This window comes from Staphylococcus argenteus, assembly GCF_000236925.1.
GTDB classification, from domain to species: domain Bacteria; phylum Bacillota; class Bacilli; order Staphylococcales; family Staphylococcaceae; genus Staphylococcus; species Staphylococcus argenteus.
In genome coordinates this window covers 2,654,858-2,667,530 of sequence record NC_016941.1, presented here as the reverse complement: position 1 = coordinate 2,667,530, position 12,673 = coordinate 2,654,858, and the positions used below count along the sequence as shown (strand labels likewise).

Here is a 12,673-nt window from a genome sequence, read left to right as displayed (position 1 = left end):
AAATTTATGACAGAAATTCAAAAACCATATGATTTAAAAGGTAGATCATTATTAAAAGAAAGTGATTATACGAAAGCTGAATTTGAAGGCTTGATTGATTTTGCGATTACATTAAAGGATTATAAGAAAAAAGGTATTAAGCACCATTATCTTGCTGGTAAAAATATTGCATTATTATTTGAAAAAAATTCTACTCGTACACGTGCTGCATTTACAGTAGCATCGATTGATTTAGGCGCACATCCAGAATTTTTAGGGAAAAATGATATTCAGTTAGGTAAAAAAGAATCTGTAGAAGACACTGCGAAAGTATTAGGAAGAATGTTCGATGGTATTGAATTCCGTGGTTTTTCACAACAAGCAGTGGAAGATTTAGCAAAATTTTCAGGCGTACCAGTATGGAATGGTTTAACAGATGATTGGCATCCAACACAAATGCTAGCTGATTTTATGACAGTTAAAGAAAACTTCGGCTACTTAGAAGGTATTAACTTAACATATGTTGGTGACGGTCGTAATAATATTGCGCATTCTTTAATGGTAGCAGGTGCAATGTTAGGTGTTAATGTGAGAATTTGTACACCTCAATCGTTAAATCCTAAAGAAGCATATGTTGAAATTGCAGAAGAAAAAGCGAAACAATATGGTGGATCTATTAAGATTACGGATAATATTGCAGAAGCGGTTAAAGATACAGATGTTATTTATACGGATGTATGGGTATCAATGGGTGAAGAAAATGAATTTGAACAACGTATTAATTTATTAAAAGATTATCAAGTGAATCAAGAAATGTTTGATTTAACAGGCAAAGATTCAACGATATTCTTACACTGTTTACCAGCATTTCACGATACAAATACATTATATGGACAAGAAATTTATGAAAAATATGGCTTGACTGAAATGGAAGTTACAGACCAAATCTTTAGAAGTGAACATTCAAAAGTTTTCGATCAAGCTGAAAATAGAATGCATACAATTAAAGCAGTTATGGCAGCAACATTAGGGAGTTAGTTACTTAATGGAAGTATATTGATATGATGTGTCTGTTGATTTAGATATTGTTGATATGAACAGGCGCTTCATATTGATATTAAAGGAGAAATGAATATGAACGAATCAGGAGATAACAAACTTAGTAAGTCTTCTTTGATTGGACTAGTTATAGGATCCATGATTGGTGGCGGTGCTTTTAATATCATGTCTGATATGGGCGGTAAAGCCGGTGGATTAGCTATTATTATTGGTTGGCTCATTACAGCTATCGGTATGATTTCATTAGCGTTCGTATTTCAGAATTTAACAAATGAACGGCCGGAACTGGATGGTGGTATATACAGCTACGCTCAGGCAGGATTTGGCGATTTTGTTGGGTTTATAAGTGCTTGGGGCTATTGGTTTTCTGCATTTTTAGGAAACGTAGCTTATGCCACACTATTGATGTCATCAGTAGGAAATTTTTTCCCTATATTTAAAGGTGGTAATACGCTACCAAGTATTATCGTGGCATCATTATTACTTTGGGGAGTACATTTCTTAATTTTAAAAGGTGTTGAAACGGCGGCATTTATCAATAGTATTGTTACCGTTGCAAAATTAATACCTATCTTACTTGTAATTATATGTATGATTATTGCATTTAATTTTGACACTTTTAAGACAGGATTTTTCGGTATGACATCAGATGGTATATTACCGTTTAGTTGGGCAAGCACGATGTCCCAAGTTAAAAGTACTATGCTAGTAACAGTTTGGGTATTTATCGGTATCGAAGGCGCAGTCATTTTTTCTAGTAGAGCTAAAAATAAAAAAGATGTAGGTAGTGCCACAGTTATAGGACTAATCTCGGTTTTAATTATCTATTTCTTATTAACAGTATTAGCACAAGGAGTTATTTTACAAAATCATATTTCGCAATTAGATTCACCAAGTATGGCACAAGTACTTGCACATATTGTTGGTGGTTGGGGATCTACCCTTGTAAATATAGGATTAATTATTTCTGTGCTCGGCGCATGGTTAGGTTGGACATTACTTGCAGGAGAATTACCTTTTATTGTTGCGAAGGATGGCTTATTCCCAAAATGGTTTGCTAAGGAAAATAAAAATGGTGCCCCAGTAAACGCATTACTTATCACTAATATATTAGTTCAATTGTTTTTAATAAGTATGTTATTTACACAGAGTGCATATCAATTTGCATTTTCATTGGCATCAAGTGCCATTTTATATCCGTATATGTTCAGCGCATTTTATCAAGTTAAATACACACTAGAACATCGACAACAAGCAACTACAAAACAGTGGACGATAGGAATTATAGCTTCACTTTATGCTATATGGCTTATCTATGCAGCAGGTATTAATTATTTATTATTAACAATGTTGCTTTATATTCCAGCACTTTTAGTCTATTCAATCGTTCAAAAGAATAATCATACACGTTTAATCAAATCAGATTATATCTTTTTTGTAGTTATTATCGTACTGGCAGTTGTCGGATTGATTAAATTAATGATGGGAATGATTAATGTTTTCTAAAAGGAGAGACATAGTATGGAAGAAAAAATTGTCATTGCATTGGGTGGTAATGCGATTCAAACAAAAGAAGCAACAGCGGAAGCACAACAAACTGCAATTAGGCAGGCAATGCATAATCTTAAGCCTTTATTCGATTCACCAGCACGTATTGTCATTTCACATGGTAATGGCCCACAAATTGGTAGTTTATTAATACAACAAGCTAATTCTAACAGTGACACAACACCAGCAATGCCCCTTGATACTTGTGGTGCTATGTCGCAGGGTATGATAGGCTATTGGTTGGAAACTGAAATCAATCGCATTTTAACTGAAATGAATAGTGATAGGACGGTTGGGACGATTGTTACTCGTGTAGAAGTAGATAAAGATGATCCGCGATTTGATAATCCAACAAAGCCAATTGGCCCATTTTATACTAAGGATGAAGTTGAAGTATTACAAAAAGAACAACCTGAGTCAGTCTTTAAAGAAGATGCAGGTCGCGGTTATAGAAAAGTGGTCGCATCACCATTACCTCAATCTATACTAGAACACCAGTTAATTCGAACTTTAGCAGACGGTAAAGATATCGTCATTGCATGCGGTGGTGGCGGTATTCCAGTTATAAAAAAAGAAAATACCTATGAAGGTGTTGAAGCGGTAATAGATAAAGATTTTGCTAGTGAAAAATTAGCAACGCTGATTGAAGCAGATACTTTAATGATACTTACAAATGTAGAAAATGTGTTTATTAACTTTAATGAGCCAAACCAACAACAAATCGACGATATTGATATAGCAACTTTGAAAAATTACGCGGCACAAGGCAAGTTTGCAGAAGGCTCAATGTTACCAAAAATTGAAGCGGCAATCCGATTTGTTGAAGGTGGAACTAATAAAAAAGTTATTATTACAAATTTAGAACAAGCATATAATGCTTTAATAGGTAATAAAGGTACACACATTCACATGTAGTCCTTTAATAATCACACGATAAAACAATAAATGTGTTTCTCCAGTGATTCAAATGAAAAAGTGGTCTGCTGACACTTTGCAAGGTTTGAAGGAGTTTAACTTATGACAGAAAACTTTATTTTGGATAGGAATAATAAATTAGAACGCGAACTAAAGACATTAGCAGATTATATTAATATCCCTTATAGTATATTACAACCATATCAAAGTGAATGTTTTGTCAGACATTATTCAAAAGGTCAAGTTATTTATTTTTCACCACAAGAAAGTAGCAATATTTACTTTTTAATTGAAGGTAACATAATTAGAGAACACTATAATCAAAATGGAGATGTATATCGCTACTTTAATAAGGAACAAGTATTATTTCCGATTAGCAATTTATTTCATCCGAAAGATGTTAATGAACTGTGTACAGCGCTAACAGATTGCACGGTTCTTGGTTTGCCGCGAGATTTAATGGCCTTTTTATGTAAATCTAATGATGATATATTTTTGACTCTTTTTGCATTAATGACAGATAATGAGCAACAACATATGAATTATAATATGGCTGTAACCAGTAAATTTGCAAAAGATAGAATTATTAAATTGCTATGCCATATATGTCAAACAGTCGGTTATGATCAAGATGAATTTTATGAAATCAAACAATTTTTAACAATTCAATTAATGAGTGATATGGCTGGTATTTCTCGGGAAACAGCTGGTCATATTATTCACGAGTTGAAAGATGAAAAGCTTGTGGTAAAAGATCATAAAAATTGGCTAATTAGCAAACATTTATTTAATGACGTATGTGTTTAATATACATTGTGAAATGAATAAGTTGAACAAGAGGTCTAACGTGAAACGATACGTTAGGCCTTATTGATTTTGTAAGAAATAATTTAATATGATTTCTAAGTATCTAATGATGTAAATAAAGCTATGTTTAAGATTATAAAATTTTTAGAATGCCTAAGTTTTTAAAAGTTAAATCATTTGTAAAGGTGTAAAAGTAGTATATTGGTATTTGCTAGTTAACAGAAAATTTTAAGTTATATAAATAGGAAGAAAACAAATTTTACATAATTTTTTTCAAAAAGCAATTGATAAAATTGTTAATCCATTATACAATTTAGTCTAATCTAGAAATTGAAATGGAGTAATGTTTTTGAAAAAGAGAATTGATTATTTGTCGAATAAGCAGAATAAGTATTCGATTAGACGTTTTACAGTAGGTACAACATCAGTAATAGTAGGTGCAACCATACTATTTGGGATAGGCAATCATCAAGCACACGCATCAGAGAAATCGAATGATACAACACAATCATCGACAAATAATGCAAGTGCAGATTCCGAAAAAAACAAAATGATAGAAACACCTCAATCAAACACAACGGCTAATGATACAGCTGATATTAGTACAAATACAGACAGTGCCTTAGTAGATAGCACAACACAATCGACATCTACACAAACAAGTAATACAACTACAACAGAGCAATCTTCAACGAATAACACGACGCCATCAAGTGATAATCAAACTTCATCAGTAAAAAGTGAGTCACCTCAAACAACGGCTATTCAAGATCAAGCGACAGCTGCAAAACCGCAAGATCAAACGGTTCCTCAAGAAGTAAATTCTAAAGTAGATAAATCAACGAGTGATGCAAATAGTGCATCAACAAACAGCGAACTTAAAAGTCCTCAAATACTCGATTTACCACAATCATCACCACAAACTAGTGCTAGTAATAATCAATCGATTTCCAATACACAAGCGGTTAACAAACCAAGTGTTAGAACAAGAGCATTGCGTAGTTTAGCTGCTGCTGAACCGGTAGTAAATGCTGCAGATAATAAAGGTACAAATGTGAATGATAAAGTTACGGCAAGTGATTTTAAATTAGAAAAGACTACATTTGATCCTAACCAAAGTGGTAACACATTTATGGCGGCAAACTTTAAAGTGACAGGGCAAGTGAAATCAGGGGATTACTTTACAGCGAAGTTACCAGATAGTTTAACTGGGAATGGTGATGTGGATTATTCTAACTCAAATAATACGATGCCAATTGCAGATATTAAAAGTACGAATGGTGATGTTGTAGCTAAAGCAACGTATGATATTTTGACTAAGACATATACATTTGTCTTTACAGATTATGTAAATGGAAAAGAAAATATTAACGGACAATTTTCATTGCCTCTTTTTACAGATAGAGCAAAGGCACCTAAATCAGGGACATATGATGCAAATATTAATATTGCAGATGAAATGTTTAACAATAAAATTACTTATAACTATAGTTCACCAATTGCAGGTATTGATAAGCCAAATGGCGCAAATATTTCTTCTCAAATTATTGGCGTAGACACAGCTTCAGGACAAAACACATATAAGCAAACTGTATTTGTTAACCCTAAGCAACGAGTTTTAGGTAATACGTGGGTGTATATTAAAGGTTACCAAGATAAAATTGAAGAAAGTAGCGGTAAAGTAAGTGCTACAGATACGAAACTGAGAATATTTGAAGTTAAAGACACATCAAAATTATCAGATAGCTACTATGCAGATCCAAATGATTCTAATCTTACAGAAGTAACTGATCAATTTAATAGTAGAGTCTATTATGAGCATCCAAATGTAGCTAGTATTAAATTTGGTGATATTACTAAAACATATGTAATATTAGTAGAAGGTCATTACGACAATACAGGTAAAAACTTAAAAACTCAGGTTATTCAAGAAAATGTTGATCCTGTGACAGGTAGAGACTACAGTATTTTCGGTTGGAATAATGAGAATGTTGTACGTTATGGTGGCGGAAGTGCAGATGGTGATTCAGCAGTAAATCCAGTTGATCCAACACCGGGACCACCAGTTGATCCAGAGCCAAGTCCAGATCCAGAACCGGAACCAACACCGGATCCAGAGCCAAGCCCAGACCCAGAACCGGAACCAACACCGGATCCAGAGCCAAGCCCAGATCCAGAGCCAAGCCCAGATCCAGAACCGGAACCAACACCGGATCCAGAGCCAAGCCCAGACCCAGAACCGGAACCAACACCAGATCCAGAGCCAAGCCCAGATCCAGGAAGCGATAGTGATTCTGATACGGACAGCGACTCAGATAGTGACTCAGGTTCAGATAGTGACTCAGATTCAGAAAGTGACTCAGACTCAGACAGCGATTCGGATTCAGATAGCGACTTAGATTCAGACAGTGATTCGGATTCAGATAGCGATTCAGACTCAGATAGCGACTCAGATTCAGACAGCGATTCGGACTCAGACAGCGACTCAGATTCAGACAACGATTCCGACTCAGATAGCGACTCAGATTCCGACAGCGATTCAGACTCAGACAGCGATTCAGATTCCGACAGCGATTTCGACTCAGATAGCGACTCGGATTCAGATAGCGATTCCGACTCAGATAACGACTCGGATCCAGATAGCGATTCAGACTCAGACAGCGACTCAGATTCAGATAGTGACTCAGACTCAGATAGCGACTCCGATTCAGATAGTGATTCAGATTCAGACAGCGACTCCGACTCAGATAGCGACTCAGATTCAGATAGTGATTCAGATTCAGACAGTGACTCAGATTCAGATAGCGATTCGGACTCAGACAGCGACTCCGACTCTGATAGTGACTCAGATTCAGACAGTGACTCAGACTCAGATAGCGACTCCGATTCAGATAATGACTCAGATTCAGATAGTGACTCCGATTCAGATAGCGATTCAGACTCCGACAGTGACTCAGACTCAGATAGCGACTCCGATTCAGAAGTTGCACCACCAAATAATGAACAGAAAGCACCTACGAATCCTAAAGGGGAATCAAAGCTTTCTAATCAAGTATCGAAACAGGATATATCTGATGCTTTACCAGAAACAGGAGATAAGAGTGAAAATACAAATGTAACTTTATTTGGTGCAATGATGACATTATTAGGATCTTTACTATTATTTAGAAGACGTAAAAAAGACAATAATGATAATGCATAACCAATATTTCAAGCCGGGCACAGTGTGTGCCTGGTTTTTTGTATGGAAATATTTTAAAGTGAATAATTTAAGCGTAAAATATTGATAAAGTAGAATTAGAAAGGGGTAATGATATATGGCTTATATTTCATTAAACTATCATTCACCGACAATAGGTATGCATCAAAATTTAACAGTCATTTTACCGGAGGATCAAAGTTTCTTCAAAAACGATGTAACAGCACAACCATTAAAAACGTTAATGTTATTACATGGATTATCAAGTGATGAAACAACATACATGAGATATACAAGTATAGAAAGATATGCGAACGAACATAAATTAGCAGTCATTATGCCAAATGTCGACCATAGTGCATACGCAAATATGGCATATGGTCATAGTTACTATGATTATATTTTAGAAATATATGATTATGTGCATCAAATTTTCCCGCTTTCAAAAAAGCGTGAAGATAATTTCATAGCAGGACATTCAATGGGAGGATATGGCACGATTAAATTTGCATTAACACAAGGGGATAAATTCTCCAAAGCTGTTCCATTATCTGCTGTATTTGAAGCACAACATTTAATGGATTTAGAATGGAATGATTTTTCAAAAGAAGCAATTATAGGAGAGCTTACTAGTGTAAAAGGGACCGAACACGACCCTTATTACTTATTAGATCAAGCAATTGCTGAAGAAAAGCCAATCCCTGAATTGCTCATTATGTGTGGTAAAGACGATTTTCTTTATAAAGATAATTTGGACTTTATCAATTATTTATCAGCTAAAAATGTACCATATCAATTTGAAGATGGTCCTGGAGAACATGATTATGCATATTGGGATCAAGCTATTCAGTTTGCTATAAAATGGTTAGTTAATACATAAATATTTCCTAGAAAATATGCTGATTCTATCAAAGTATAATTAAAAATGATTTATGATGAAGTTATCTTATTGTTATGGAAGCAATTGTAGTACAAAAAACAAATGTATTAAGATGTTTCTCGTGAAACTTAAATCTCACATTTAGAATTTATCGTCATTTGTATGACTTACATTATAAATTTTATTATAATGAGGTTAACGCTTTGAAAGGAGTAATCATCATGTCGACCAATAAAAACGATTATGAGCATATGTTGTTTTATTTTGCGTATAAGACTTTTATCACTACCGCTGATGAAATCATAGAGAAATATGGTATGAGCCGTCAGCATCATCGTTTTTTGTTTTTTATAAATAAATTACCTGGTATTACTATTAAATCATTACTAGAAATATTAGAGATTTCTAAACAAGGATCACATGCAACACTTCAAAAATTAAAAGAGCAAGGTCTTATTGTTGAAAAAGTTTTAGAGACAGATCGACGTGTCAAAAAATTATATTCGACAAGTAAAGGCAATCAACTTATTGCTGAATTAAACAAGGCGCAAGATGAATTATTGCAAAATATATATCAACAAGTCGGTTCGGATTGGTATGATGTGATGGAAGCATTGGCTAAAGGAAGACCAGGCTTTGATTTTATTAAGCATTTAAAAGATGAAAAAGACAGCTAGCATCAGAAAATGTTGAAAATCTTCGCATTCTTAAATTTAAAAAATATGTCAAAAAGTGTATAATAAAAGCATATAATTTAATTGAACTCAGTTTTAACACATCTCAGAAAGGAGTTTGAATGATGAAAAAATTAGCAGTTATCTTAACATTAGTTGGCGGTTTATACTATGCATTTAAAAAATACCAAGAACGTGTTAACCAAGCACCTAACATTGAGTACTAAAATTAACCATAAAAAATTCCCGATCACTATATAGTTCTGATCGGGAATTTTTTACTCTTTATTTGAAGGTATCAAATATTATTTTAGCGCTTTCTGTATTTTCGATATTACCACTAAAAGCATCTGACTTAGGTCCATAAGCATAAGTATTTACATCTTCACCAGTATGCCCATCGGAAGTCCATCCTGTGTAAGACTTGTCATTGATTTCTTTCTGAATGGCGTGTTGTAGTGTTTTTGTTTGTTTTTCAACTTCTTCAGATTTTTCATCTTTTCCTTTTTTAAGCAATTTTTGTAGTTTTTTATTCTCTTTTTTTATTTGCTTCATGTCATCATTTGAAAGAGTAGATCCATAACCATCGTTTATTACTTTCTCAGGGTCTTCACCTTTAACCATTTGTTCGGTCATATATGAACCTGAGTGTTTCATTGACTTAATTGCTTGAGGATTCCATTCATAACCTTTGTCTTTACCTATTGTTAAGCCGCCAGTTGAATGATCTGCTGTAGCAACGACAAGTGTATCTTTATGTTTTTTAGCATATTGGATGGCATCATCAAAAGTTTTTTCAAAACCTTCCATTTCAGACATAACGCCGGTAATATCGTTGACATGTGCTGATTTATCTATAGAAGCACCTTCGACCATTAAAAAGAATCCTTTTTTATTATGTTCTAATTTACTAAGTGCACTTTGTTGCATATCAGCTAGTGAAGGCTCTTTTTTAGACGCATCTATTGCAAGTGGCATATTTTTATCGGCAAATAATCCAAGAACTTTTTTACTTTTAGATTTCGATAATTCCTTGCTGTTTCTGACAAGGTCGTAGCCATCTTTTTTAAATTTTTTATCTAAGTTGCCATTAGATTTACCAAAGTATTTAGCACCGCCACCTAATAACACATCAACTTTATGCTTTCCATTGATTTTATCTTTATAAAATTGTTGGGCAATTTCATTTTTATCATCTCTAGAAGTAACATGTGCAGCATACGCAGCTGGTGTTGCATCCGTAATTTCAGCAGTTGAGACTAGTCCAGTTGATTTACCTTTTTCTTTCGCACGTTCAAGTACTGTCTCAACTTTTTGTTTGTTACTGTCAACACCAATAGCGCCATTATATGTTTTATGTCCGGAACTAAAAGCAGTTGCACCGGCTGCAGAATCCGTAATATTTTGTTTAGGGTCATTTGAATATGTACGATTTGTACCTTTTAAATATGCATCAAAGGCAGTAGTATTCATCTCTTTTGCATGTGGATCGTTTTTATAATATCGATAAGCAGTGTTAAATGACGGTCCCATACCATCTCCAACTAAAAAGATTACATTTTTAGGATTTTTTGTATTACCAACTGCAAAACTATCATCTTTTGATTCTTTTTCGGATTGTGCAATTGCAGGTGTGATAGTACTAAAAACGGTTGAAACAATCATAAGGTTAGCAATTGCAAATTTTGCGAATTTATTAATAGATAACATAAAACATCCTCCTGAGTATAAGTCTATATCATCAGTTTAAAAGAGGAATTTTGAGTACTTATGTTTTTTAAGTAAAAAATTTGTAAATAGAGAGCTACAGAACACTTTACTTACTATATGAGAATGGATTTATTAGATAAATGAGAACTCCCACCGGGGCTAGCGGTGGGAGTTCGTATATAATTTATTTTTACAAATATTGATTATAAAATGGTACTAATTTACTTAACGCTTCATTAACTTGTTCCGGTTGGTCATATAAATCATAATGTGTCGCGCCTTTAACGATATGCAGGTCTTTTTCTGTGGAACGTGCACGATTATATAAATCATAAGCATCACGATAAGAGCCAAATGCACCAGGCACATCACCAGCAATAATTTGAACTGGTTGTGTTAATAATTTTTCTGCAGGAAAGAATGCATCAAATGTATATAATGCTGCTGAACCTGAGTAACGCCATTTATTTGGTGAGTTTTCACTTTGGCCTCTTGGCGTACGGTAATAGTCTACAGCTTCTTTGACATCAATTTCATCAATACCTGTTTGTGCTAATTCTTCTGGAGAATTCGGAATATATTGCGTTACATATGGTTCTGAACCATTTGCTTCAGCTGTTCGTAATTCTGCAATTTTTTCTAAGTCTCGAATGGCTGCATCAGGTGTGACATCACTTTCTCTACTAAATCTACCAAAGTTAACGCCGACTACTGTACCTAAGGCTTTAATACGACGATCAGATAACGTCGCACTTGTGGCATAGCCACCACCTTCACAGATACCAAGTGCACCAATGCGCTCATTATCGACAATATCTAATGTTGTTAGATAATCCACAGCTGCACGTACATCCTCTACTCTATAGTAAGGATTTTCTACATATTCTGGCGCAGACACACTTTCACCTTGGTGAGAAGCATCATAAGCTAATGTTACAAAGCCTTCATTCGCTAATTTTTCCGCGTATAGGCCCGCAGTTTGTTCTTTTGAACCACTGACTGGATGCACAGATACAATTGCAGGTAAATTTGATTGATTACTTTCTGGTATTCTTAGTATACCTACGACTGTTGTATTATTAGACGTAAATGTTACTTTTTCTGTTTTAACTGTCATTATTATTCTCTCCTTTGTAATTATCCTAGACTTTGAGATGGATAGTGAGGATCGCGTAATTCAAATTCAAATGTATCAAAGTTAACGATTCCTAATACCTTGCTACTATCATATAATTGCGTCATAAATTCTGCCATTTCATCTGCAGTATGATATTTCTCAATCTGACTCATGTCAAAATCATTAGCATCTAACGCTACTTGAGCAAATTTAGATTCTGTATTAGCTGGTGCCAAAATCTTAGCTTGAAGTTTAGCATCACGTTGTTTTAATTGATGTGCTAATCCTTCTGTAAAGGCACTTACATAGAATTTTGTAGCAACATAAGTTGTGTTTTCTGGGACAATTAGATAGCCCCCTACGGAAGAAACATTGATAATTTGCGTACCTTCTGTATATTCATAATCTTTAACAAATAACATTGATAAAATAGTTAATGCTTCAACATTAAGGTGTAACATTTGTTGTGTTTTTGGTAGTTCCAGTTCGGAGACTGGTCCATAGTCACCAAAGCCAGCATTATTGACTAATGTCGATAAGTCATATTTTTCACGAATCGTTTGGTAAAATGCTTCAATCATATCAACTTGTGACAAATCAAATGGTTTTACTACAACATCAACGTTATATTGCGCTTTAATTTTTTCTTTCAAATCATTTAATTTATCTTCATTACGCGCTACTAATATTAAGTCATGCTGTTTCTCAGCAAATTTCAATGCTGCCGCATAACCAATACCTGAACTTGCTCCTGTAATTAATGTGTATGCCATCATTAAAAACTC

Annotated in this window: 11 protein-coding genes; 8 read left to right on the top strand and 3 right to left on the bottom strand. The window is 34.2% G+C overall.

Going from position 1 to position 12,673, the window contains the following annotated elements; translation table 11 throughout:
- Positions 1-6 precede the first annotated feature (6 nt).
- The 8 genes from argF (at position 7) to SAMSHR1132_RS14480 (ending at position 9,288) form a co-directional block, all read left to right on the top strand.
- Entirely contained in the window at positions 7-1,017 is a 1,011-nt protein-coding gene (gene argF / locus SAMSHR1132_RS13030) for an ornithine carbamoyltransferase (protein ID WP_000136177.1), read from the top strand.
- A 96-nt stretch (positions 1,018-1,113) separates the two neighbouring features.
- Complete coding sequence (arcD, locus tag SAMSHR1132_RS13025; protein ID WP_001005849.1) at positions 1,114-2,544, top strand: arginine-ornithine antiporter; 1,431 nt, start codon at positions 1,114-1,116, stop codon at positions 2,542-2,544.
- A gap of 15 nt (positions 2,545-2,559) precedes the next feature.
- A complete protein-coding gene (gene arcC, locus SAMSHR1132_RS13020) occupies positions 2,560-3,501 on the top strand; it encodes a carbamate kinase (RefSeq protein WP_000391492.1) in 942 nt (313 codons plus the stop codon).
- A gap of 102 nt (positions 3,502-3,603) precedes the next feature.
- Positions 3,604-4,308: a Crp/Fnr family transcriptional regulator gene (locus tag SAMSHR1132_RS13015; protein ID WP_000138211.1), complete on the top strand. Its 705-nt coding sequence runs from the start codon at positions 3,604-3,606 to the stop codon at positions 4,306-4,308.
- Positions 4,309-4,657: 349 nt separating this feature from the next.
- Positions 4,658-7,510 carry an MSCRAMM family adhesin clumping factor ClfB gene (gene clfB, locus SAMSHR1132_RS13010; protein WP_000745811.1) on the top strand — a complete coding sequence of 951 codons (2,853 nt, stop codon included), beginning with the start codon at positions 4,658-4,660 and terminating at the stop codon, positions 7,508-7,510.
- A 115-nt stretch (positions 7,511-7,625) separates the two neighbouring features.
- Positions 7,626-8,387 carry an alpha/beta hydrolase gene (locus SAMSHR1132_RS13005; protein ID WP_000323439.1) on the top strand — a complete coding sequence of 254 codons (762 nt, stop codon included), beginning with the start codon at positions 7,626-7,628 and terminating at the stop codon, positions 8,385-8,387.
- 221 nt (positions 8,388-8,608) lie between these two features.
- Positions 8,609-9,064, top strand: a complete 456-nt coding sequence (locus SAMSHR1132_RS13000; protein ID WP_000106186.1) for a MarR family winged helix-turn-helix transcriptional regulator — start codon at positions 8,609-8,611, stop codon at positions 9,062-9,064.
- Between the two features lie 122 nt (positions 9,065-9,186).
- Complete coding sequence (locus SAMSHR1132_RS14480; protein WP_000731976.1) at positions 9,187-9,288, top strand: SE2200 family small protein; 102 nt, start codon at positions 9,187-9,189, stop codon at positions 9,286-9,288.
- 58 nt (positions 9,289-9,346) lie between these two features.
- On the opposite strand, the gene SAMSHR1132_RS12995 is transcribed toward SAMSHR1132_RS14480, so the two are convergent.
- The 3 genes from SAMSHR1132_RS12995 to SAMSHR1132_RS12985 all read right to left on the bottom strand — a co-directional run bounded on the left by SAMSHR1132_RS12995 (position 9,347) and on the right by SAMSHR1132_RS12985 (position 12,661).
- Complete coding sequence (locus SAMSHR1132_RS12995; protein ID WP_000949037.1) at positions 9,347-10,771, bottom strand: alkaline phosphatase; 1,425 nt, start codon at positions 10,769-10,771, stop codon at positions 9,347-9,349.
- Between the two features lie 190 nt (positions 10,772-10,961).
- Positions 10,962-11,888, bottom strand: a complete 927-nt coding sequence (locus SAMSHR1132_RS12990) for an alpha/beta hydrolase (RefSeq protein WP_000216828.1) — start codon at positions 11,886-11,888, stop codon at positions 10,962-10,964.
- A 20-nt stretch (positions 11,889-11,908) separates the two neighbouring features.
- Entirely contained in the window at positions 11,909-12,661 is a 753-nt protein-coding gene (locus tag SAMSHR1132_RS12985; RefSeq protein ID WP_000331957.1) for an SDR family NAD(P)-dependent oxidoreductase, read from the bottom strand.
- Positions 12,662-12,673 lie beyond the last annotated feature (12 nt).

What these genes read in the sequence shown, in the direction of transcription:
- argF (WP_000136177.1), top strand. Translation starts at nt 7, where the DNA reads ATGACAGAAATTCAAAAACCATATGATTTAAAAGGTAGATCATTATTA.
- arcD (WP_001005849.1), top strand. Translation starts at nt 1,114, where the DNA reads ATGAACGAATCAGGAGATAACAAACTTAGTAAGTCTTCTTTGATTGGA.
- arcC (WP_000391492.1), top strand. Translation starts at nt 2,560, where the DNA reads ATGGAAGAAAAAATTGTCATTGCATTGGGTGGTAATGCGATTCAAACA.
- SAMSHR1132_RS13015 (WP_000138211.1), top strand. Translation starts at nt 3,604, where the DNA reads ATGACAGAAAACTTTATTTTGGATAGGAATAATAAATTAGAACGCGAA.
- SAMSHR1132_RS13005 (WP_000323439.1), top strand. Translation starts at nt 7,626, where the DNA reads ATGGCTTATATTTCATTAAACTATCATTCACCGACAATAGGTATGCAT.
- SAMSHR1132_RS13000 (WP_000106186.1), top strand. Translation starts at nt 8,609, where the DNA reads ATGTCGACCAATAAAAACGATTATGAGCATATGTTGTTTTATTTTGCG.
- SAMSHR1132_RS14480 (WP_000731976.1), top strand. Translation starts at nt 9,187, where the DNA reads ATGAAAAAATTAGCAGTTATCTTAACATTAGTTGGCGGTTTATACTAT.
- SAMSHR1132_RS12995 (WP_000949037.1), bottom strand. Translation starts at nt 10,771, where the DNA reads ATGTTATCTATTAATAAATTCGCAAAATTTGCAATTGCTAACCTTATG.
- SAMSHR1132_RS12990 (WP_000216828.1), bottom strand. Translation starts at nt 11,888, where the DNA reads ATGACAGTTAAAACAGAAAAAGTAACATTTACGTCTAATAATACAACA.
- SAMSHR1132_RS12985 (WP_000331957.1), bottom strand. Translation starts at nt 12,661, where the DNA reads ATGGCATACACATTAATTACAGGAGCAAGTTCAGGTATTGGTTATGCG.